The organism is Streptomyces sp. CB02980, from assembly GCF_014451325.2.
GTDB lineage: Bacteria > Actinomycetota > Actinomycetes > Streptomycetales > Streptomycetaceae > Streptomyces.
The window spans coordinates 248,221-270,380 of the sequence record NZ_JACSCH020000005.1 but is presented as its reverse complement, the minus strand read 5'-3'; the positions used below and the strand labels follow the sequence as shown (position 1 = coordinate 270,380).

The window sequence follows — 22,160 nt, the reverse complement described above, 5'->3', positions numbered from 1 at the left end:
CCCCTTGCCGTGAGGATGTGCGCTGGCCGTGCCGGGGTGACCCCCCACCAGGCACGGCCCGGTACCGCACAGCCCCCTCACGAAGGCGAACAACTCCATGAGTGACCGCGTCACCGCGGCCGACCCGCTGTCCGCCGCCACGGCGAACCCGGCCGCCCCCCACGTCGACGCCGGCGACGCCGGATACCGCAAGGACCTCAAGTCCCGCCACATCAACATGATCGCCATCGGCGGCGCGATCGGCACCGGCCTCTTCCTGGGCGCCGGTGGCCGGATGTCCCAGGCGGGCCCCTCCCTCTTCATCGCGTACGCGGTCTGCGGCGTCTTCGCCTTCTTCGTCGTGCGGGCCCTCGGCGAGCTCGTGCTCTACCGCCCCTCGTCCGGCGCCTTCGTCTCCTACGCCCGTGAGTTCATGGGCGAGAAGGGCGCCTACACGGCCGGCTGGCTGTACTTCCTCAACTGGTCGACCACCGCCGTCGCCGACATCACCGCGGCCGCGACCTACGCCCACTTCTGGTCGATGTTCAGCGACGTCCCGCAGTGGATCCTCGCGCTGATCGCCCTCGCGGTCGTCCTCGCCGCCAACCTCATCTCCGTGAAGTACTTCGGCGAGATGGAGTTCTGGTTCGCGATCATCAAGGTCGGCGCCCTCGTCGCCTTCATGCTGATCGGCATCTTCCTCGTCGTGACCTCGCACGACGTCGGCGGCAGCACCCCGGGCCTCGCCAACATCAGCGACAACGGCGGCATCTTCCCCAACGGCATGATGCCGATGCTGCTGCTCATCCAGGGCGTCGTCTTCGCCTACGCCTCCGTCGAGCTGTGCGGCGTCGCCGCCGGCGAGACCGAGAACCCCGAGAAGATCATGCCGAAGGCGATCAACTCGATCATGTGGCGCGTGGGCCTCTTCTACGTCGGCTCCGTCGTCCTGCTCGCGCTGATCCTCCCGTACACCGCGTACTCCGGCGACCAGAGCCCCTTCGTCACCGTCTTCGACAAGCTGGGCATCCCCGGCGCCGCCGGCGTGATGAACCTCGTCGTCCTCACGGCCGCGCTCTCCAGCCTCAACTCGGGCCTCTACTCCACCGGCCGCATCCTGCGCTCCATGTCGCTCTCCGGCTCCGCGCCGAAGTTCACCGGCGTCATGAACAAGGGCGGCGTCCCCTACGGCGGCATCCTGCTCACCGCCGCCTTCGGCGTCATGGGTGTCGCGCTCAACTACGTGATGCCCGGCGAGGCCTTCGAACTGGTCCTCAACTTCGCCTCCATCGGCATCATCGGCACCTGGGCCATGATCATGGTCTGCTCGCTCCTGTTCTGGCGCAACGCCAAGGAGGGCAAGCTGACCCGACCCGGCTACAACCTGCCCTGGGCCCCGTACACCCAGATCGTGACCCTCGTCTTCCTCGGCTCCGTCCTCGTCCTCATGTGGATGGACGGCGGCATCAGCCGCACCACCGTCAACTGCCTGCCGCTCATCGGGGCGGCCCTCGTCGGCGGCTGGTTCCTCGTCCGCAGGCGGGTCCGTACGACCGCCGCGGCGAACCGCGACTGACCTCCCCCCACGGGAACGACGGGACCCCCGCAGGCACGGCCTGCGGGGGTCTCGCCTTTTGTCAGGAGATAGTGGTACGCAAGAGCCTTACAAGATCCGGTCGGAGGAAGGGAAGTTCGCGATGCCGCAGCACGTCCAGGGGGTCATCGCCCCGGGCAGGAACGAACCGGTACGGGTCGAGACGATCGTGATCCCCGATCCCGGCCCCGGTGAGGCCGTGGTGAAGATCCAGGCCTGTGGCGTCTGCCACACCGATCTCCACTACAAGCAGGGTGCGATCAACGACGAGTTCCCCTTCCTGCTCGGCCACGAGGCCGCCGGAATCGTCGAGTCGGTCGGCGAGGGCGTCACCGACGTCCAGCCCGGCGACTTCGTGATCCTCAACTGGCGCGCGGTGTGCGGCCAGTGCCGCGCCTGTCTGCGCGGCCGCCCCTGGTACTGCTTCGACACCCACAACGCCAAGCAGAGGATGACCCTGCTCGACGGCACGGAGCTGTCTCCGGCCCTCGGCATCGGCGCCTTCGCCGAGAAGACCCTCGTCGCCTCCGGCCAGTGCACCAAGGTCGACCCCGCCGTCGCCCCCGAGGTCGCGGGCCTCCTCGGCTGCGGCGTGATGGCCGGCATCGGCGCCGCCATCAACACCGGAAACGTCGGCCGCGGCGACACCGTCGCCGTCATCGGCTGCGGCGGCGTCGGCGACGCGGCGATCGTCGGCTCCCGCCTCGCCGGAGCCTCGAAGATCATCGCCGTCGACATCGACGACCGGAAGCTGGAGACGGCGAAGACGATGGGCGCGACCCACACCGTCAACTCCCGCTCCGCCGACCCCGTCGAAGCGATCCGCGAGCTCACCGGCGGCTTCGGCGCCGACGTCGTCATCGAGGCCGTCGGCCGCCCCGAGACGTACCAGCAGGCCTTCTACGCCCGCGACCTCGCCGGCACCGTCGTCCTCGTCGGCGTCCCCACCCCCGAGATGAAGCTCGAACTCCCGCTCCTCGACGTCTTCGGCCGCGGCGGCGCGCTCAAGTCCTCCTGGTACGGCGACTGCCTGCCCTCCCGCGACTTCCCGATGCTCGTCGACCTGCACCAGCAGGGCCGCATCGACCTCGCCGCCTTCGTCACCGAGACCATCGGCCTCGGCGACGTCGAGAAGGCCTTCGGCCGCATGCACGAGGGCGACGTCCTGCGCTCGGTGGTGGTGTTCTGATGGCCGCCCGCATCGACCACCTCGTCACCTCCGGCACCTTCAGCCTCGACGGCGGCACCTGGGACGTCGACAACAACGTCTGGATCGTCGGCGACGACAGCGAGGCGATCGTCATCGACGCCGCCCACGACGCCGAGGCCATCCTCGCCGCCCTCGACGGCCGCGCCCTGCGCGCCATCGTCTGCACCCACGCCCACAACGACCACATCGACGCGGCCCCGGCGCTCGCGGCCGCCACCGGCGCCCGCATCCTGCTCCACTCCGCCGACCAGCCGCTGTGGAAGCAGACCCACCCCGACCACAGCCCCGACGGCGAACTCGCCGACGGCCAGGTCCTCACCATCGCCGGCACCGACCTCACGGTCCTGCACACCCCCGGTCACGCCCCCGGCGGCATCTGCCTCTACGCCCCCGACCTGGGCACGGTCTTCACCGGCGACACCCTCTTCCAGGGCGGTCCCGGCGCCACCGGCCGGTCCTTCTCGGACTTCCCGACGATCGTCGACTCGATCCGCGAGAAGCTCCTCACCCTCCCGCCGGAGACGGTGGTCCGCACCGGCCACGGCGACAGCACCACGATCGGCGCCGAAGCTCCGAACCTGCAGGAGTGGATCAATCGAGGCCACTGAGAGCCAGCCGGCTCTCGAAGCGCCTCGGCGCACCCGTGAACGGGTCGGTGAACTCCAGCGTCCGCGCCAGCAGTTGCAGCGGACGCCGGAAGTCCTCCGGCCCGTCCGCACGGACCACCGGATAGATCGGATCGTGCAGGATCGGCAGCCCCAGCGCGTTCATGTGCACCCGCAGCTGATGCGTCCGCCCGGTCTCCGGCGCCAGCCGGTACCGCCCGAGCCCGCCCCGCCGCTCCACGAGCGCGATCCGGCTCTCGCTGTTCGGCTCACCCGGTATCTCCCGGGCGGCCATCACCCCGCGCTCCTTCTCGATCCGGCTCCGCACCGTCACCGGCAGCTCCACCGCCGGGTCGTACGGCGCCACCGCCTCGTACTCCTTGCGCACCAGCCGGTCCCGGAACAGCGTCTGGTACGCCCCCCGGTCCTCCGGCCGTACGACACAGAGCACCAGGCCCGCCGTCAGCCGGTCGAGCCGGTGCGCGGGCTGCAGCGACGGAAGCCCCAGCTCCCGTCGCAGCCGTGCGAGCGCGGTCTCCGTGACGTGCCGCCCCCGGGGCATCGTGGCGAGGAAGTGCGGCTTGTCCGCGACGACGATCCGCTCGTCCCGGTAGACCACCCCGACGGGGAACGGCACCGGCTCCTCCACGGGAAAGTCCCGGTGGAACCAGAGGTACCGGCCCACGGTGTACGGATCGTCCCCGGCCACCGGCCCGTCGATCCCGACGAACCGGCCCTCGCCGAGCATCTCCTCGACCCGCCCGGCCCCGACGGCCACCCCGTACCGGTCGAGCAGATGCTCCCGCACGGTCGCCCAGACCCCGTCCGGGTCATCCGGCAGCCGCAGCCGCACGGGATCGATCCCGTCCCGCTGCGGCAACGGCGCGACCGGCGCCTTCGCTCTCCGTCTCACGGCTCCGCCTCGTGACTGCACGTACTCATGCCGAAAGTCCCGGTCGATGAGATCGACCGGGACTTCGTGTGGTGTCCGAGGGGGGACTTGAACCCCCACGCCCGATAAAGGGCACTAGCACCTCAAGCTAGCGCGTCTGCCATTCCGCCACCCGGACAAGGTGTCTGTCTTCCTGGCCGCTGGGCCCTTCCGACGAGGAAAACCATAGCAAACATTCGGGGTGGTCGATCACCACCCCTGGTCGCCCCCGTCATGTGACAGCCGCATGTCGGCCGAGGGCCGCCCTTGGGCGGGGAGGGGGGCACGCGGGAGGATGGGGAGAGGACCGAAGCAATCACGTGGGGCACGTAGTGGGAGGAAGCAGCGTGAGCGAGTCGAACACGGGTCGAAGCGGCAACGCCGAGACCGCCGAGAACGAGGTCGTGGACCTCTGTCGCGACCTCATCCGCATCGACACCAGCAACTACGGCGACCACTCCGGCCCGGGTGAGCGGGCGGCGGCGGAGTACATCGCCGAGAAGCTCGCGGAGGTCGGACTCGAGCCGCAGGTCATCGAGTCGCACAAGGGGCGGGCCTCCACCGTCGCCCGCATCGAGGGCGAGGACCCGTCGCGGCCGGCCCTGCTCATCCACGGCCACACCGACGTCGTCCCGGCCAACGCCGAGGACTGGACGCACCACCCCTTCTCCGGGGAGATCGCCGACGGCTGCGTCTGGGGCCGCGGCGCCGTCGACATGAAGGACATGGACGCGATGACCCTCGCGGTCGTCCGGGACCGGCTGCGCAGCGGCCGCAAGCCCCCGCGCGACATCGTCCTCGCCTTCCTCGCCGACGAGGAGGCGGGCGGCACCTACGGCGCCCGGCACCTGGTCGACAAGCACCGGGACCTCTTCGACGGGGTCGACGAGGCCATCGGCGAGGTCGGCGGCTTCTCCTTCACCGTGAACGAGAACCTGCGGCTCTACCTGGTCGAGACCGCCCAGAAGGGCATGCACTGGATGCGGCTGACCGTCGAGGGCACGGCCGGCCACGGCTCGATGACCAACGACGACAACGCCATCACCGAGCTCTGCGAGGCCGTCGGCCGGCTCGGCCGCCACCAGTGGCCGGTGCGGGTCACCAAGACCGTCCGCTCCTTCCTGGACGAGCTCTCCGATGCGCTGGGCACCCCGCTCGACCCCGAGGACATGGACGGCACCCTCGCCAAGCTCGGCGGCATCGCCAAGATGGTCGGCGCCACCCTGCGGAACTCGGCGGCCCCGACCATGCTCGGCGCCGGCTACAAGGTGAACGTGATCCCCGGCCAGGCCACCGCGCACGTCGACGGCCGCTTCCTGCCCGGCTACGAGCAGGAGTTCCTCGCCGACCTCGACCGGATCCTCGGACCGAACGTGAAGCGCGAGGACGTCCACGGCGACAAGGCCCTGGAGACCAGCTTCGACGGCGCCCTGGTCGACGCCATGCAGCTGGCGCTGCGCGCCGAGGACCCGATCGCCCGCGCCGTGCCGTACATGCTGTCCGGCGGCACCGACGCGAAGTCCTTCGACGACCTCGGCATCCGCTGCTTCGGCTTCGCCCCGCTCCAGCTGCCGCCGGAGCTCGACTTCGCCGGCATGTTCCACGGCGTGGACGAGCGGGTGCCGGTGGACGGCCTGAAGTTCGGCGCCCGCGTCCTGGACCGTTTCATCGACGCCTGCTGACGACGGTCGCGACGTCCGTGCACGACTCCGTGCACGACTCCGTGCACGACGTCCGTCGAAATTCGTCCGCGCGTTTGCATGTGACCGGAAAGAGTGAATGCACTCGGGGGCTCGTAGCCCCCACCATTCCCCCTCGTTACAGGTGGTGCGGTCCGCGGCTGGGGCCGCATTTCCCACTAGGAGGAATAATGATCAAGAAGGTCGTCGCTGCTGCGGCTGCCACTGGCGGTCTCGTTCTCGCGGGTGCGGGCATGGCCGTTGCCGACGCGGGCGCTCAGGGTGCCGCCATCGGTTCCCCCGGCGTGCTCTCGGGCAACGTCGTCCAGGTTCCCGTTCACGTCCCGGTGAACGTGTGCGGCAACACGGTCTCCGTGATCGGGCTGCTGAACCCCGCCTTCGGCAACACCTGCGTCAACGCCTGACGTTGTGCCTCGCCCCGTGAGGGTGTGAGCCGGTCCGGCCCCGGAGTGCGTGCCATGCACTCCGGGGCCGGTGGCCATTTCCGCCCCGGGTGTTCCACCCGGTGGCACTCTTTCGAAGCCGAGCAGGCAGGGAACAGCTATGCGACAGGTCACGCGCAAGGGTCTTGTCACCGTTGCGGCAGCCGGAGGCGTTTTCGCCGCAGTCGGCGGCGGTTATGCGCACGCCGATTCCGGTGCGAACGGTGCGGCCCTGAATTCCCCGGGCGTCGCGTCCGGAAATTCCGTCCAGGTCCCGGTGCACGTGCCGGTGAACGCCTGCGGAAACACCGTCAACGTCGTCGGACTGCTCAATCCGGCGATGGGAAACAAGTGCGCCAACACCTCCAAGCCGGGTAAGCCCGGCAAGCCGGGCGGCGGTTCCTCCGCCGGCGGTCACACCGGCAACTCCCCGGGCGTCGGCTCCGGCAACACCGTCCAGGTGCCCGTCGACGTCCCGGTCAACGTGTGCGGCAACAGCGTCACGGGCATCGGCCTGGGCAACGCGGCCGCGGGCAACAGCTGCGGCAACGGCATCGAGCCGACGCATCCGGGTAACCCTGGAAACCCGGGCAATCCGGGTAACCCCGGGAACCCCGGGAATCCGGGCAACCCCGGGAATCCGGGCAACCCTGGGAATCCGGGCAACCCTGGCAACCCCGGCAACCCTGGCAACCCCGGCAACCCTGGGAATCCGGGTAACCCTGGAAACCCCGGTACTCCTGGGACGCCTGGCACCCCCGGTACTCCGGGTACGCCCGGGACCCCGGGCAACCCGGGTACTCCCGGCAGCGAGGGTGGGCCGAACACCCCGGGTGAGCACAGCGTCACTCCGCCCCGTGCCGTCGAGGAGCTCGCCGAGACCGGTTCCGGTCCGCTCGGCGTGATCGTCCCCGCCGGGGCCGGTCTGCTGCTCGCCGGTTCGCTGATCTACCGCCGGTCCCGCAGCGCCGCCTGACCCGCGGCGCCGACCGGGACGCGCGGAGGGCTGATCCAGTCGCACCGCGCGCGGCGTACGACGCACCACGCACAGGGGCCCCGCAGACCGCGGGGCCCCTTCTCGTCGCTCTACCAGGTCGCTCGCACCTGGCGGATGATCCGCCGCTTCAGCCGCACTCTGCGGCTCCCGTCCCGGTGCAGGCTCAGACGGTCCAACTCCCAGTGTCCGTACTCGGCATGGTCGGTCAGCAGCCGCGTCGCCTCCTTGCGGGAGACACCGCGCGGCACGTACACGTCGACAAATTCGTATTCCGGCATCGCATCTATTGTGCGGGCACGGGCCCGCTACGGATAGCGTGCGTCCCATGTCTGATGCTGCGCAGCCCACCGCTGCCGAGGTACGTGCCGCCGCCGAGGCGGTCAAAGCCGCACTGGACCGTCACCTCGCGGCGGTCGAACGCCGCACGGGTGACGACGACCCGGCCGTCTACGAAGCCTTCAACGCCCTCGCAGGGGCGGCCGAGGCGTACGACGAACTCCTCTACGACCGCTACGACGAGGTCACTCCCTTCGAGATCCCCGGAGCGGACGGTTCGCTGCCGCCGTACGCCGGACCCGACGAACCGCATGCGCTCAGCCTCCTGATCCGCCGCGACTACGCCGTGGCGGAACCGAAGCGTCTGCTCGCCCAGGCCCGCCGCATCGCCGAGATCGACGGCGAGGCGGACGCCACCGGTCCCGGCGCCCGGGCCGGAGTCTCGCCGCTCGCCGCACTCGGCGTGCTGTTCGGCGAGTACGAACCGGACGAGATCGCCTCCCGGCACAAGGAGTTCGGCCTGGAGGAGGGCGACTCCACGCTCTGGGTCACCGCCGCCGAGGAGCTCCCGGAACCGGGGGAATGGCTCAACGCCCCCTTCGAGCAAGCTGATCCGGAGCGGATCATCTGCCGCTTCGACGTCAGCTCCGTCTTCGACGAGGACGAAGACGCCGATGACAACGCCGATGAAGACGCTGATGAAGACGGCGATGAAGACGGGGCCGGCGGCTCCGCCTCCTGAGGGAGACCCGGGGGCGCGCGAGACGCGGGGAGACGGCGGAGGGCCGGGACACCACGATCGGTGTCCCGGCCCTCCGCCGTTCCGCGTTCCGGCCCCTGTTCCCCGGACCTTGCGCCTCGGCCCTACTCCTCGGGCACGGCGAGCAGCGTCTCCAGGAGCGGCCGCAGTCGCGTCGTACGCTCCGGGGCCACGCCCTCGGCCACCGCGCGCGGCAGCGCCTGGTCCACGCCGTGCACGACGGACAGATGACGCTCCGCGCGGCCGAACGCCGTGTACACCCACGGCCTGCTCAGGCCCCCGGCGGCGTCGCCCGGCAGCACGACGACCACCGCGGGCCAGCGCAGCCCGGCCGCCTGGTGCGCGGTGAGCGCCCAGCCGTGCCGCAGTGCCGACTCCACGCGCTCCTTCGGTACGAGGAGCTCCTCGTCGTCGCACCGCAGCCGCAGCCCCTCGGTGTCGGCCGACAGGACCGTGCCCGTCACCGTCCGCCCCGGCACGGGCGCGTACGCCACCCGGTCCCCGGGGTCGTAGCCGCCGAACCGGCCGGGACCGGGATTCAGCCGCTGCTTGAGCGCGGTGTTCAACGCGCGCGTACCGGCCGAGCCGCCGTGGCCGACCGTGACGACCTGCGTCTGCTCGGCGGGGACGCCGATCGCCCGCGGCACCGAGTCGGCGACCAGCTGGACGGTACGGTGCACGGCCTCGCCGGCGTCCCGCACGGGGACGATCACGATCTCCTTGCCGGGGGCCTCGACCTGGTTCAGCTCTCCGGCGCCGATGCCCGAGACCAGCTCGCCGAGCGGGCCCGGGTCGGGCACGCGCGAGGCGATCCGCGGACACACCCGGGCCGCGAGCACGTCGCCGAAGACCTGGCCGGCACCCGGCGCGCCGAGCAACCCCGGGTCGCCGCTCAGCATCAGTCGGCAGCCGTCGGGCAGCGACTCCACGAGCATCGCGGCGGACTCCACGTCCAGCTGCGGCGCGTCGAGCACCACCAGCAGGTCGAGGGCGAAGGCGCCCTCCTCGTCCCGGCCGGGCCCGGCGGCTCCGGAGAGCAGCGCGGCGACCGTCACCGCGTCCGTCCCGGCGGGGCCGAGCGCGCGCCGTCCGCCGTCCGCGTGGACGGCCACCAGGGTGCGCAGCCCGCGCTCGCGGGCGGCCGCGGCGAGGGCGACCGGCTCGGCGCGGGAGGCCTCGCCGCCCGTGTGCAGCACGAGGCCGTGCGCCCCGGCGGCCCGTTCGAGCTCGGAGCCCTCCCAGGTGTCGGCCGTCGCCGTCTTGACCAGCCGGGCGAGGCCGTCCGCGAGGCTCTCCTCCGCGAGCGCGTACCGGTCGAGTCCGAGGAGCACGGGCGAGGCCGGCTCCTCGGCGGCGGCCTCCGCGGCCTCCGGCGACTCCTCGTCCTCTTCGGGCTCCTCCTCGGCCGTCTCCTCCTCCTGGAAGACGAGGACCGCGCCCGCGGACACCGCCTCCTCGACGGCCGACCCGGGATCGGGCACCGCGTGCCCGGCGAGTCCGGCGCGCACGGTGTCGATCTCCAGCGCCGTGTGTCCCTGGAGCGCGGCCCGCTCCAGGAGCCACACCGTCAGGGCGACCGTCCGGCGCGGGTCGTCGGGGCCGCACGCGGCGCCGAGCAGCGCCCGCGCGAAGCCGTCGGCCTGCTCGGGGCGGACCCCGGGGACCGCGAGCAGCTGCCAGGGGTCGTCGAGCAGGGCCTGGGCCGCGCCCTCGCCGAGCGCGGCGGCGACCTGGCCGGCCAGCGCCTCGGGGGCGCCGCCCTTGGCCAGGGCCTCCCGCACGGCGGCGGTGGTGCCGGGAGCCGGGGCGGACGCCTGCGCCGGTACGGGGGGCCGCACCGTCATCGCGGGGGCCGCTTCGGGGGTGGGTCGGCGGGGTGCGGGCTCGGGGGCCTCGTAGAACGCGCTGCCGGAGGCCGCGCCGCCCTCCACCGCCCGTACGGCCGCGAGCAGATCGGCAGCCGTGCCGCTCAGTTTGGCGCCGCTCGCCAGGGGCCCTTCCTTCTCGGCCTTGCGCGCCTCGATCTTCGCCCGCAGCTCCCGCTGCGCGGCGAGCTCGGCCTGCGCGTCGCTCACCTCGGGCGCGTCGGCGGCCTTGGCGACGGCGTCGCCGTCCGCGGCGGGCTCCTCGGACGCCTCTGACGTCTCGGACGCAGTTTCGGCGGGCTCGGTATCGGCGGACTCCCGAGACGCGTCGGCCGCGCCGGGCTTCTCCGACGCCTCTGCCGCGTCGGCCGCGGCGGGCTCGTCCGACTCCTCGGACGCGGCAGGCTCCTGAGCCGCCGTGGGCTCCTCGGCCGGCGTGGACTCCTCGGCCGCCGGCGGCTCCTCGCCGGTCGCCGACTCCTCGCCGGTCGCCGACTCCTCGCCGGTCGCCGACTCCTCGGCCGACGCCGACTCCTCGGCCGACGCCGACTCCTCGGCCGTCCCCGGCTCCTCCGGCTCGGCGGCTCCCTGCCGTACGTCCTTCCGGACGTCCTCGGTGGGTGCCACGTCCTCGGGTGCCTCGGGCGCGGTCTCCCCGGAAGGCTCGGTCACAAGGTGCTCCAGTCGTGATCCGGATAGCGGTGCACGGGCGCCGACACATCGTCCAGCGCCCGACAGATCTCGTCAGGAAGACTAAGGGTCTCCACCGACAACGCGGCCGCGAGCTGGCGCGCCGTGCGCGCGCCGACGATCGGCGCGGTCACTCCCGGCCGGTCGCGGACCCAGGCGAGCGCCACGTGCAGCGGGGTCGTCGCGAGGCCGTCGGCGGCCGTCGTGACCGCGTCCACGATCCTGCTCGCGGCATCGTCCAGGTACGGCTCCACGAACGGCGCCATCGTCTCCGAGGCACCGCGCGAGTCGGACGGCGTCCCGCTGCGGTACTTGCCCGTCAGGACCCCGCGCCCCAGCGGGGAGGAGGGCAGCAGGCCTATTCCGAGGTCCTGCGCCGCCGGCAGCACCTCGCGCTCCACGCCCCGCTGGAGCAGCGAGTACTCCAGCTGCGCCCCCGCGAGCCGGGTCCGGTCCCCACCGAGCTGCCAGGTGCCCGCCTTGGCGAGCTGCCAGCCGCAGAAGTTCGCCACGCCCGCGTACCGCGCGCGCCCGCTGCGTACCGCGATGTCGAGCGCCTGGAGCGACTCTTCGAGCGGCGTGTACGGGTCGAAGGCGTGCAGCTGCCACAGATCCACGTGGTCCGTGCCGAGCCGGCTGAGGGAGGCGTCGAGCGCGGCGAGCAGATGCCCGCGCGAGCCGTCCGTACGCCGGTCGGGGTCCGGCACGCTGCCCGCCTTGGTCGACAGGACCAGATCCTGCCGGGACACGAGCCGCTCCATGAGACGGCCGAGCAGGTACTCCGCCTCGCCGCCGCCGTACACGTCGGCGGTGTCCACGAGCGTGCCGCCCGCGTCCCAGAACGACTTCAACTGCTCGGCGGCGTCGTGCTCGTCGGTGTCCCGGCCCCAGGTGAGGGTGCCGAGTCCGATGCGCGACACACGCAGGCCGGTACGTCCGAGATGCCTCTGCTCCATGGGCGCGAGATTACTGGCCAGGGCACCACGCGGAGAGAGCCTGTGGACAACCACGTCCTGTCGGATGCCCCGACCGCGCGCTAGAGTCCCGCCCACAAGAACGTTACCGATGGGTAAGGGGTGCGTGGACATGCGGCTCGGCATCAACCTCGGCTACTGGGGTGCGGGCATGGACGGCGACAACCTCGCCGTCGCCCAGGAGGCGGACCGCCTCGGCTACGACGTCTGCTGGGCTGCCGAGGCCTACGGCTCCGACGCCCCCACCGTGCTCGCCTGGGTCGCGGCGAAGACGGAGCGGATCGACGTCGGCTCCGCGATCATGCAGATCCCGGCCCGGCAGCCCGCGATGACGGCCATGACCGCCGCCACCCTCGACTCGCTCACCGGCGGCCGCTTCCGCCTCGGCCTCGGCGTCTCCGGACCGCAGGTCTCCGAGGGCTGGTACGGCGTGAAGTTCGACAAGCCGCTGGCCCGGACCCGCGAGTACGTCGAGATCGTCCGCAAGGCGATGACCCGGGAGCGCCTCAGCTACGAGGGCGAGCACTGGACCCTGCCGCTCCCCGGCGGCCCCGGCAAGCCGATCAAGCTCACCGTGCACCCGGAGCGCGAGCACATCCCGCTCTACATCGCCGCGATCGGCCCCAAGAACCTGGAGCAGACGGGCGAGATCGCCGACGGCGCGCTGCTGATCTTCCCCTCCGCCGCCCACCTGGAGGAGACCGCGCTCCGGCACATCCGCGCGGGCCGCGAGAAGGCCGGGCTGACGATGGACGGCTTCGACGTCTGTCCGACCGTGCCGCTCGCCCTCGGGGACGACGTCGACGCCCTCGCCGACGTGTTCCGCCCGTACACCGCGCTGTACGTCGGCGGCATGGGCAGCCGCAAGCAGAACTTCTACAACCAGCTCGCGCAGCGCATGGGCTACGAGAAGGAGGCCGCCGAGATCCAGGACAAGTACCTGGCCGGCGACAAGACGGGTGCCGCCGCGGCCGTACCGCAGAGTTTGATCGACCAGACCTCGCTGCTCGGCTCCGTCGAGCGGATCGCCGAGCGGATGACGGCCTACGCGGAGGCCGGCGTCACCACCCTGACCCTCGCCCCGGCCGGCTTCACCCTGGACGAGCGGTTGGCGGCGCTGCGGGCGGGCGTCGAGGCGATGGAGCGAGCCGGACTGGCGTGACCCGGAGGGGGCGCCGTCAGGAAGAGGTTCTGCGGCCGTGGTGGGGGCTCGGGGGTCTTCCCCGCCACGGCCGTCACGCTGCACAACGGCTTCACGGGGCCCTCGGTTACGCCCTCGGGACTCACTCTTTCGGCCGAGCCGTCCGGCCCTCCTGTTGCCCCTCGCCGCGTACCGCACTTGACTCGTTGTCCCGGGGGCCGGACGGAGTGCGGACATGCGCACGGAGGTGGCGGCGATGCTCACGGCCAAGGGCCTGTTCCAGGAAATCATCGACAACGACGAGTCCTTCGCGCTCTTCTGCTCGATCGCGGCGAGCGGAGAGTCCCAGGGCGGCTGGGAGAACGCCCGGATCGCGGCGCTCGTCGCCCCCGGGATGAGGGATCTCACCCCCAAGATCACCCGGCACGGCGCCGACGAGGACAAGCACGGCCGGATCTTCAACGCGTTGATGAGGAAGCGCGGCCTCGAACCCGTCCCGGTGCCGCCGGACACCGACTACACGATGCTGCTCGAACAGCGAGGCATCGGCCTCGCACACGACAAGCTGCGCCGCGACGAGCCGCTGAGCGAGCAGGACATCATCGTCTACCTCGCCCACAGCCGGGTCACCGAGCAGCGGGCCGCCGACCAGATGGACATGCTGGTCACGTACTTCGGGAGCCATCCCGAACTCGGCAAGGCCATCCACATGATCGACAACGACGAGGCGAACCACCTCGCCTACTGCCACGAGGAACTGCTGCGCCTCGCGCGCGCGGGACACGGCCGGCTCATCCAGCGGACCCTGCGCGAATCCGCCCTCGTCGAGATCCAGGTCTACCGCGACGTCAGCCTCGCCGTGATGGGGCACATGGGACGGATCCTGCGCTGGCCCAGGCCCAAGGCGGCCGTCCTCACCGCCGGCATCCGCGGGATGTACGGGTACGAGCGCGCCGCGGGCTGGCACCGCATGGTCGGCCTGAAGATGCCCGAGCGACTCGACGCCCTCGGCGGGCCCGCGACCCCCGCCCCGGCGTTCTGACCCGCTCCGGGGCGACCGCCGGGCCGCAGGGGGCGGGCCGGCGGCTCACATCCAGCCGCGCCGCTTGAACATCCGGTACAGGGTGAGGACGATGCCCGCCATCGCCACGAGCACCACCGGGTACGACGCCACCCAGCGCAGCTCCGGCATGTGGTCGAAGTTCATGCCGTAGATGCCCGCGACCATCGTGGGGACGGCGGCCATGGCCGCCCACGCCGAGATCTTCCGCATGTCGTCGTTCTGCCGCACGCCCATCTGCGCGAGATGGGCCGACAGCACGTCGGACAGGAGCCGGTCGAGCCCCTCCACCTGCTCGTTGGCGCGCAGCAGATGGTCGTTGACGTCCCGGAAGAAGGGCTGCGACCGCTCGTTCACGAACGGCACCGAACCGCCCGTGAGCCGGGACATCGGCCCGGCGAGCGGACCGCTGGCCCGGCGGAACTCCAGGACCTGCCGCTTCGCCGTGTAGATCCGCTCCGCCGTGTTCGCGGGATTGCCGCCGGTGGGCGCGAAGACGTCCGCCTCCAGCTCCTCCAGGTCCACCTGCAGCTCGCCCGCCACATCGAGGTAGTGGTCCACGATCGCGTCGCTCACCGCGTACAGCACCGCCGTCGGGCCGTGCTTCAGGACCTCCGGGTCGGCTTCGAGCCGCCGGCGGACCTGCGCGAGCGGCGCGCCCTCGCCGTGCCGGACGGTCACCACGAAGGAGTCGCCCATGAACAGCATCAGCTCGCCCGAGGAGACCCGGTCGCTCTCCGGCTCGTAGTCGACCGGCTTGAGCACCGCGAACAGCGAGTCGTCGTAGACCTCGAGCTTGGGGCGCTGGTGGGCCTTGAGGGCGTCCTCGACGGCCAGTGGGTGCAGGGCGAACTCCGAGGCGACATGGTCGAATTCCGCCTCCGTGGGTTCGTGGAGCCCCACCCACAGAAAGGCGTCCCCGGCGGCCCGCGCCTCGTCGAGCGCGTCGGAGAGGTCGGCGGGGCCGTCCGTACGGCGCCCGTCCCGGTAGATGGCTGAGTCCACGATCACGCGCCGTATTCTCCATCGAACGGCCTCGCGACGCACGCGTGGATCCGCCCCGAGGCCTCCGGCCCCGTAAGGCGGGGCCCGTCGGACACCTCCGGGCACCGCCTAGGCTGGCCGCCATGGCCACGCTGATCCTCGTCCGGCACGGACGCTCCACCGCCAACACCTCCGGGGTCCTCGCCGGGCGCACCCCCGGGATCTCCCTCGACGAGCGGGGCGCCGCCCAGGCCGCCGCGCTCCCCGGGCGCCTGGCGGACGTCCCGCTCGCCGCCGTCGTCTCCAGCCCCCTGCAGCGCTGCCGGGAGACCGTACGGCCCCTCCTCGACGCCCGCCCGGACCTCCCGCTGCACGTCGAGGACCGGATCAACGAGTGCGACTACGGCGACTGGTCCGGCCGGAAGCTGGCCGAGCTCAACGACGAACCCCTGATGGAGGTCGTCCAGGCGCACGCCTCCGCCGCGGCCTTCCCCGGCGGCGAGTCCATGCGCGCGATGCAGGCCCGCGCCGTCGGCGCCGTCCACGACTGGAACGCGCGGATCGAGGCCGAGTACGGCGAGGACGCCGCCTACGTCATGTGCTCGCACGGCGACATCGTCAAGTCGATCGTGGCGGACGCGCTCGGCCTCCACCTCGACCTCTTCCAGCGCATCCACGTCGACCCCTGCTCGGTCACCGTCATCCGCTACACGCGCCTGCGTCCCTTCCTCGTCCGCCTGGGCGACACCGGGGACTTCGCCGGCTTCGCCCCGCGCGAGCACCCCGACAGCAGCGGGACCGCTGAGGTCGGGGGTGGTGCGGGCGCACCGTGATCCCCTCGCGCAGTAGGGTGGACGCGCCGCTGTAGTACGACTGTCGAGACGCAAGGGAGCCGGGAAACGTGTCCCGTCAGGTGTTCCTCTACGACCCACCGGAGCGTTTCGTGGCCGGTACGGTCGGGCTGCCTGGCCGCCGTACGTTCTTCCTCCAGGCGTCCGCCGCCGGCCGGGTCACCAGCGTCGCCCTGGAGAAGACACAGGTCGCCGCGCTCGCCGAGCGCATGGACGAACTCCTCGACGAGGTCGTCCGCCGCACCGGGGGCAACGCCCCGGTCCCCGCCGTCGCGCCCGCCGAGGTCGCCGACGCCGCCCCCCTCGACGTACCCGTCGAGGAGGAGTTCCGGGTCGGCACCATGGCGCTCGCCTGGGACGGCGAGGAGCAGCGCATGATCGTCGAGGCGCAGGCGCTCGTCGAACTCGACGTGGAGTCCGAGGAGGACCTCGCCGAGGCCGAGGAGCGGATGCTCCAGGACGAGGAGAACGGCCCGCCGATGCTCCGGGTCCGGCTCAGCGGCGCCCAGGCACGCGCCTTCGCGAAGCGGGCTCTGGACGTCGTCAACGCCGGCCGTCCGCCCTGCCCGCTGTGCAGCCTGCCGCTCGACCCCGAGGGCCATGTCTGCCCGCGCCAGAACGGATACCGCCGCGGAGCATGAGCAGCAGCCCTCCGACGCCGCCCGACGCCGAGCTGCTCGCCCACGGTGACCTGACCGTGCGTGGCCAGGTCCGCGAGGCCTCCAACGCCGTGCTCTACTGCTCCGTCGCGTACGAGGGACGGGAGGCGGCCTGCGTCTACAAGCCGGTCGCGGGGGAACAGCCGCTGTGGGACTTCCCCGACGGCACGCTCGCCCAGCGCGAGGTCGCCGCGTACGAGATCTCCGAAGCCACCGGCTGGGGCCTGGTCCCGCCGACGGTGCTCCGCGACGGTCCGTACGGGGAGGGCATGGTCCAGCTGTGGATCGAGGCCGACCCCGAGGCGCGTCTGCTCGCCCTGACCGAGGACGACGAGGCGGGCGAGGGCTGGAAGGCCGTCGGTCCCGCCCAGGTCGCCGAGGACCGCACCGCGCTCCTCGTCCACGCGGACACGCCCGAGCTGCGGCGGCTCGCCGTCCTGGACGCCGTCATCAACAACGGCGACCGGAAGGGCGGACACCTGCTGCCCGCCCCCGGCGGACACCTCTACGGCATCGACCACGGGGTCACCTTCCACGTCGACGACAAGCTGCGCACCCTCCTGTGGGGCTGGGCGGGCGAGGAGCTGCCCGCGGAGGCGGCCGGGGTGCTCGACGCCCTCGACCGCTCCCTGGCCCCGGGAGAGCCGCTCGCCGCCCGTCTGGCGGAACTGCTCACGGATACCGAGGTGGCGGCCGTACGCGCCCGCGTGGAGGCGCTGCGGACCACGGGACGGCATCCGGAGCCCTCGGGGCAGTGGCCGGCGATCCCCTGGCCGCCCGTCTGACGGGGCCGAAAGGTTTCGGCCATCCCTGTGAATGGCCTTCCGGGGGCCGTGCACCCCTGGGGGGTATGCACGCAGGCCTCCGACCCGCAAGAGCGCCTAATAGGTCAAGATCCCGGATCCGGTTCGTATCCGGAACACCTGTCCGGTTACGCTCGGGTCATGCATGCCTGGCCCGCTTCTGAGGTCCCCGCCCTTCCCGGCAAGGGCCGCGACCTCCGGATCCACGACACCGCGACCGGCGGACGAGTGACCCTCGCCCCCGGCCCCGTCGCCCGTATCTATGTCTGCGGCATCACGCCGTACGACGCGACCCACATGGGTCACGCGGCGACCTACAACGCGTTCGACCTCGTTCAGCGCGTGTGGCTCGACACCAAGCGGCAGGTGCACTACGTCCAGAACGTCACGGACGTGGACGACCCGCTCCTGGAACGCGCGATCCGCGACGGCATCGACTGGGTCGGCCTCGCCGAGCGGGAGACCGCCCTCTTCCGCGAGGACATGACCGCCCTGCGGATGCTGCCCCCGCAGCACTACATCGGCGCGGTCGAAGCCATACCCGGCATCGTCCCGCTCGTCGAGCGCCTCCGGGACTCCGGAGCCGCCTACGAGCTCGAAGGGGACGTCTACTTCTCCGTCGACGCCGACCCGCACTTCGGGCAGGTCTCGAACTACACCACCGAGCTGATGCGTCACCTCTCCGCCGAGCGCGGCGGGGACCCGGACCGTCCGGGCAAGAAGAACCCGCTCGACCCGATGCTCTGGATGGCCGCCCGTGAGGGCGAGCCGAGCTGGGACGGCGCGAGCCTCGGCCCCGGCCGCCCCGGCTGGCACATCGAGTGCGTCGCCATCGCCCTCGACCACCTCGGCATGGGCTTCGACGTGCAGGGCGGCGGCTCCGACCTGATCTTCCCGCACCACGAGATGGGTGCCTCCCACGCCCAGACCCTCACCGGCGAGTTCCCCATGGCGAAGGCGTACGTCCACGCCGGCATGGTCGCCCTCGACGGCGAGAAGATGTCCAAGTCCCGGGGCAACCTGGTCTTCGTCTCGAAGCTCCGCCGCGACGGCGTCGACCCGGCCGCCATCCGGCTCGCGCTGCTCTCCCACCGCTACCGCGACGACTGGGAGTGGACCGACCAGGTCCTCCAGGACGCCGTGGAGCGCCTCGGCCGGTGGCGCGCCGCCGTGTCGCGCCCCGACGGCCTGCCCGCCGACGCGCTCGTCGAGGAGCTCCGCGAGGCCCTCTCCGACGACCTCGACACGCCGACCGCGCTCGCCGCGGTCGACCGCTGGGCCGCGCTCCAGACGGCCGAGGGCGGCACCGACGACTCCGCTCCCGGTCTCGTCTCCCGTGCCGTCGACGCACTGCTCGGTGTCGCCCTGTAACGAGCAGGACCGCACAACTCCTCTTCAGACAACCGCCCTTGGACTTCTCGCCGAAGTCCAAGGGCGGTTCCGTTTTGTCCTGGCGGGAATGCTCGTTCCTGCGCTAAATAGGCTCCATGCAATCATCATCACGCATGAAAGTTGCACTCGCCGGAGCCGTCCTCGGGCTCCTCGCCGCCTTCGCGGGACCCGGCACCACCGCGTCGGCCCTCCCCACCGACAGCGCCGACACCACGGCCCAGGAGCCCGACACCACGGTCGGCGACCTCACCGGGTTCGCCGCCGCCGGCTCCGTCTACCGGCTGACCGCCGGCCAGGCCCAGGCCCGGGTCAGCTTCGTCACCGCCGACACCTTCCGCATCGAACTCGCCCCCGACGGCACGTTCACCGACCCCACCGGCAGCGACATCACGCTGCCCCAGGGCCCACCGCCGGCCACCCGCTGGCGCGACCTGGGCGACCGCTACGAACTGAGCAGCGCCAAGGTGACCCTGCGCGCCTACAAGTCACCGCTCCGCTTCGCCGCCCTGCGCGCCGACGGCACCCCGCTCTGGAGCGAGTCCCGCGGCCTCAGCTGGACCGCCGACCGCACCACCCAGACCCTCGCCCGCGGCACCACCGAGCAGTTCTACGGCGCCGGCATGCAGAACGGCCGCGGCAACACCTCCCACCGCGACAAGACCGTCGAGGTCGGCGTCGACTACAACTGGAACGACGGCGGCCACCCCAACTCCGTCCCGTTCTACCTCTCCTCCGCCGGATACGGCGTCTACCGCAACACCTACGCGCCGAACACCTACGCCTTCACCGAGCCCGTCACCACCAGCGCCAGGGAACGGCGCTTCGACGCCTACTACTTCGCCGGCACCGGCGGCGACGCCGCCAAGGACGTCATCGGCCAGTACACCCGGCTCACCGGCAAGCCCTTCCTGCCGCCCGTGTACGGCCTGGAGATCGGCGACGCCGACTGCTACCTCCACAACGCCAACCGGGGCGAGCGCCGCACCCTCGACGCCCTGAAGGTCGCCGACGGCTACGTCGAGAACGACATGCCCAACGGCTGGATGCTCGTCAACGACGGCTACGGCTGCGGCTACGAGAACCTCGCCGAGGCCTCCGCCGGACTCGGCGAGCGCGGCATGAAGCTCGGCCTGTGGACCGAGGACGGCATCGACAAGCTCGAAGAGCAGGTCAAGGCCGGCCAGCGGGTCGCCAAGCTCGACGTCGCCTGGGTCGGCGAGGGCTACAAGTTCGCCCTCGACGGCTGCAAGGACGCCCACGCCGGCATCGAGGCCCACAGCGACGCCCGCGGCTTCACCTGGGCCCCCGAGAGCTGGTCCGGCGCCCAGCGCTGCGGCGTCCAGTGGTCCGGCGACCAGTCCGGCACCTGGGAGTACATCCGCTGGCAGATCCCGACCTACGCGGGCGCGTCCATGTCCGGACTCGCCTACACCACCGGTGACGTCGACGGCATCTTCGGCGGCAGCGCCAAGACCTACACCCGCGACCTGCAGTGGAAGACCTTCCTGCCGGTCACGATGACCATGGACGGCTGGGCCGCCAACGACAAGCAGCCCTTCCGCTACGGCGAGCCCTACACCAGCATCAACCGCGCCTCCCTCAAGCTCCACGAGGCCCTGCTCCCGTACATCTACAGCCACGCCCACCAGGCGACGAAGACCGGCGTCGGCCTCGCCCGGCCGCTCGCCCTGGAGTACCCGGACGACCCGAAGGCCGCCACCGACGCCGCCAAGTACGAGTTCCTCAGCGGCGAGGACTTCCTGGTCGCCCCCGTCTACCAGGACGCCGTGGAGCGCGACGGCATCTACCTCCCCAAGGGCACCTGGATCGACTACTGGAGCGGCCGCACCTACGAGGGCCCCGTCACCGTCGACGACTACAGCGCCCCGCTCGACACCCTGCCCCTCTTCGTACGGGCCGGGGCGACCGTCCCGATGTGGCCCGGCGACATCCGCTCGTACACGGACCGCGCCCCCGGCGACCCGATCGCCTGGGACATCTACCCCAAGGGCGACTCCTCCTTCGAGCTGTACGAGGACGACGGCGTCACCCGCGAACACCGCACCGGCCGGTACGCCACCCAGCGCGCCGAGGTCCGCGCCCCGCAGCGCGGTGCCGGCGACGTCACCGTCCGCATCGGGGCGAGCAAGGGCACGTACACCGGCAAGGCGACCGCCCGGCGGTACGCCTTCACGATCCACACCGGCGACGCCCCCGGCGCCGTCCGGCTCGACGGGCGCAAGCTGCCCGCCCTCACCTCCCGCGCCGCCTTCGACGCGGCCTCCCAGGGCTGGTGGTACGACCGCGACGAGCGCGGGGGAGTGGTCCGGGTCAAGACGGCCGCCCTCTCCACCGCCCGCGACTTCGAGCTGCGGCTGAGCGACACCAGCGCGGTCGGCGGCGCCGTACCGGGCGCCTCCGCCACCCTCGCCGTCCCCACGGCGCAGGAGCTCGGTGCCGGAGCGCCCGGCACCGTCGCCGTGGACGTCACCGCCGGCACCCGCGACGCCACCGACGTACGGGTCTCCCTGGCCGCCCCGGCCGGCTGGCAGGTCACCCCGGCCGCGCCGATCGACCGCGTCCCGGCCGGAACCACCCGCCGGGTCGAGGTCACGGTCACCCCCGCCCCGGACGCCAAGCCCGGCGAGGCCACCCTCACCGCCACCGCCCGGCACCGCGCCGCGAGCACCGACCGCACCGCCACCCAGCGGTTCGCGGTCGGCGTGATGCCCCCGCCGCCCACCGGCGACGCCTGGGCGAGCGACCTCGTCTGGCTGCGCTCCACCAACGGCTGGGGACCGCCCGAACGCGACCGGTCCAACGGCGAGTCAGGTGCCGCCGACGGCCGGACCCTCACGCTGGCCGGCACGGCCTACGAGAAGGGCATCGGCGCCCACGCCGACTCCGACATCGAGGTCTACCTCGGCGGCCGCTGCACCACCTTCACCGCCGACGTCGGCATCGACGACGAGATCAACGGCTACGGCGACGTGGCCTTCTCCGTCGAGGCCGACGGCAAGGTCCTGTGGACCTCACCCCGGCTCACCGGCGCCTCCGCGACCCTGCCCGTGAACGTCGACGTGACCGGGGCGCGGCACGTCCGGCTGCGGATCACGGACACCAACGGGTCCAAGAGCGGCGACCACGCGGACTGGGCGGCGGCCCGGTTCGGCTGCGCCTGACGCGCGACCTGATCCGCGGCTGACGCGACGACGGGAGGGGCGCCCTCGGGCACCCCTCCCGTTCCGTCCCGACTCCCCGGAGGAG

Annotated in this window: 19 protein-coding genes and 1 tRNA gene; 14 read left to right on the top strand and 6 right to left on the bottom strand. The window is 72.1% G+C overall.

From position 1 onward, the window contains the following. The first annotated feature begins 97 nt into the window (after window positions 1-97). The 3 genes from E0F75_RS13700 (at window position 98) to E0F75_RS13690 (ending at window position 3,391) form a co-directional block, all read left to right on the top strand. Window positions 98-1,555 carry an amino acid permease gene (locus E0F75_RS13700; RefSeq protein WP_187622777.1) on the top strand — a complete coding sequence of 486 codons (1,458 nt, stop codon included), beginning with the start codon at window positions 98-100 and terminating at the stop codon, window positions 1,553-1,555. Between the two features lie 121 nt (window positions 1,556-1,676). After that, the gene (locus tag E0F75_RS13695; RefSeq protein WP_187622776.1) at window positions 1,677-2,762 is read left to right on the top strand and encodes an S-(hydroxymethyl)mycothiol dehydrogenase; all 1,086 of its coding nucleotides are present in this window, start codon (window positions 1,677-1,679) and stop codon (window positions 2,760-2,762) included. Continuing rightward, a complete protein-coding gene (locus tag E0F75_RS13690) occupies window positions 2,762-3,391 on the top strand; it encodes an MBL fold metallo-hydrolase (RefSeq protein ID WP_187622775.1) in 630 nt (209 codons plus the stop codon). The genes E0F75_RS13695 and E0F75_RS13690 overlap by 1 nt, the downstream gene beginning before the upstream one ends. Here E0F75_RS13690 and E0F75_RS13685 read toward each other — a convergent pair. Next, the gene (locus E0F75_RS13685) at window positions 3,375-4,301 is read right to left on the bottom strand and encodes an RluA family pseudouridine synthase (protein ID WP_187622774.1); all 927 of its coding nucleotides are present in this window, start codon (window positions 4,299-4,301) and stop codon (window positions 3,375-3,377) included. The genes E0F75_RS13690 and E0F75_RS13685 overlap by 17 nt on opposite strands. A 69-nt stretch (window positions 4,302-4,370) precedes the next feature. After that, a tRNA-Leu gene (locus tag E0F75_RS13680) sits at window positions 4,371-4,458 on the bottom strand. 208 nt (window positions 4,459-4,666) lie between these two features. On the opposite strand from E0F75_RS13680, the gene E0F75_RS13675 reads away from it, so the two are divergent. The 3 genes from E0F75_RS13675 (at window position 4,667) to E0F75_RS40410 (ending at window position 7,417) form a co-directional block, all read left to right on the top strand. Further along, on the top strand, window positions 4,667-6,001 hold the full coding sequence (locus E0F75_RS13675) for a M20/M25/M40 family metallo-hydrolase (RefSeq protein WP_187622773.1): 1,335 nt from the start codon (window positions 4,667-4,669) through the stop codon (window positions 5,999-6,001). Between the two features lie 188 nt (window positions 6,002-6,189). After that, complete coding sequence (chpH, locus tag E0F75_RS13670; RefSeq protein WP_015032475.1) at window positions 6,190-6,423, top strand: chaplin ChpH; 234 nt, start codon at window positions 6,190-6,192, stop codon at window positions 6,421-6,423. 139 nt (window positions 6,424-6,562) lie between these two features. Further along, window positions 6,563-7,417 (top strand): chaplin, encoded by an 855-nt coding sequence (locus E0F75_RS40410; RefSeq protein WP_187622772.1) that lies wholly within the window; start codon window positions 6,563-6,565, stop codon window positions 7,415-7,417. A 110-nt stretch (window positions 7,418-7,527) separates the two neighbouring features. On the opposite strand, the gene E0F75_RS13660 is transcribed toward E0F75_RS40410, so the two are convergent. Further along, window positions 7,528-7,716, bottom strand: a complete 189-nt coding sequence (locus E0F75_RS13660) for a DUF5703 family protein (RefSeq protein ID WP_015032473.1) — start codon at window positions 7,714-7,716, stop codon at window positions 7,528-7,530. A 47-nt stretch (window positions 7,717-7,763) separates the two neighbouring features. On the opposite strand from E0F75_RS13660, the gene E0F75_RS13655 reads away from it, so the two are divergent. Beyond that, window positions 7,764-8,456 carry a hypothetical protein gene (locus E0F75_RS13655; protein ID WP_187622771.1) on the top strand — a complete coding sequence of 231 codons (693 nt, stop codon included), beginning with the start codon at window positions 7,764-7,766 and terminating at the stop codon, window positions 8,454-8,456. 122 nt (window positions 8,457-8,578) lie between these two features. Here E0F75_RS13655 and E0F75_RS13650 read toward each other — a convergent pair whose 3' ends face one another. Both E0F75_RS13650 and E0F75_RS13645 read right to left on the bottom strand, forming a co-directional pair. Beyond that, window positions 8,579-11,011 (bottom strand): helix-hairpin-helix domain-containing protein, encoded by a 2,433-nt coding sequence (locus tag E0F75_RS13650; RefSeq protein ID WP_229312667.1) that lies wholly within the window; start codon window positions 11,009-11,011, stop codon window positions 8,579-8,581. Next, window positions 11,008-11,985 carry an aldo/keto reductase gene (locus E0F75_RS13645; protein WP_187622770.1) on the bottom strand — a complete coding sequence of 326 codons (978 nt, stop codon included), beginning with the start codon at window positions 11,983-11,985 and terminating at the stop codon, window positions 11,008-11,010. Before E0F75_RS13645 ends, E0F75_RS13650 begins: the two co-directional genes overlap by 4 nt. 130 nt (window positions 11,986-12,115) lie before the next feature. Between E0F75_RS13645 and E0F75_RS13640 the strand changes: the two genes are divergently transcribed. Continuing rightward, complete coding sequence (locus tag E0F75_RS13640) at window positions 12,116-13,165, top strand: LLM class F420-dependent oxidoreductase (protein WP_187622932.1); 1,050 nt, start codon at window positions 12,116-12,118, stop codon at window positions 13,163-13,165. A gap of 235 nt (window positions 13,166-13,400) precedes the next feature. Continuing rightward, window positions 13,401-14,186, top strand: coding sequence for a ferritin-like domain-containing protein (locus E0F75_RS13635; RefSeq protein WP_187622931.1), 786 nt, complete (start codon window positions 13,401-13,403; stop codon window positions 14,184-14,186). A gap of 45 nt (window positions 14,187-14,231) precedes the next feature. On the opposite strand, the gene E0F75_RS13630 is transcribed toward E0F75_RS13635, so the two are convergent. Further along, on the bottom strand, window positions 14,232-15,224 hold the full coding sequence (locus E0F75_RS13630; RefSeq protein ID WP_187622930.1) for a magnesium and cobalt transport protein CorA: 993 nt from the start codon (window positions 15,222-15,224) through the stop codon (window positions 14,232-14,234). Window positions 15,225-15,331: 107 nt separating this feature from the next. On the opposite strand from E0F75_RS13630, the gene E0F75_RS13625 reads away from it, so the two are divergent. The 5 genes from E0F75_RS13625 (at window position 15,332) to E0F75_RS13605 (ending at window position 22,075) form a co-directional block, all read left to right on the top strand. Further along, window positions 15,332-16,021 (top strand): histidine phosphatase family protein, encoded by a 690-nt coding sequence (locus E0F75_RS13625; protein ID WP_187622769.1) that lies wholly within the window; start codon window positions 15,332-15,334, stop codon window positions 16,019-16,021. 68 nt (window positions 16,022-16,089) lie between these two features. Continuing rightward, window positions 16,090-16,680: a DUF3090 domain-containing protein gene (locus tag E0F75_RS13620; protein WP_187622768.1), complete on the top strand. Its 591-nt coding sequence runs from the start codon at window positions 16,090-16,092 to the stop codon at window positions 16,678-16,680. Then, complete coding sequence (locus tag E0F75_RS13615; RefSeq protein ID WP_187622929.1) at window positions 16,644-17,483, top strand: SCO1664 family protein; 840 nt, start codon at window positions 16,644-16,646, stop codon at window positions 17,481-17,483. The genes E0F75_RS13620 and E0F75_RS13615 overlap by 37 nt, the downstream gene beginning before the upstream one ends. A gap of 159 nt (window positions 17,484-17,642) precedes the next feature. Next, window positions 17,643-18,872, top strand: coding sequence for a cysteine--1-D-myo-inosityl 2-amino-2-deoxy-alpha-D-glucopyranoside ligase (gene mshC / locus E0F75_RS13610; RefSeq protein ID WP_187622767.1), 1,230 nt, complete (start codon window positions 17,643-17,645; stop codon window positions 18,870-18,872). Between the two features lie 116 nt (window positions 18,873-18,988). After that, window positions 18,989-22,075 (top strand): NPCBM/NEW2 domain-containing protein, encoded by a 3,087-nt coding sequence (locus E0F75_RS13605; RefSeq protein ID WP_187622766.1) that lies wholly within the window; start codon window positions 18,989-18,991, stop codon window positions 22,073-22,075. Window positions 22,076-22,160 lie beyond the last annotated feature (85 nt).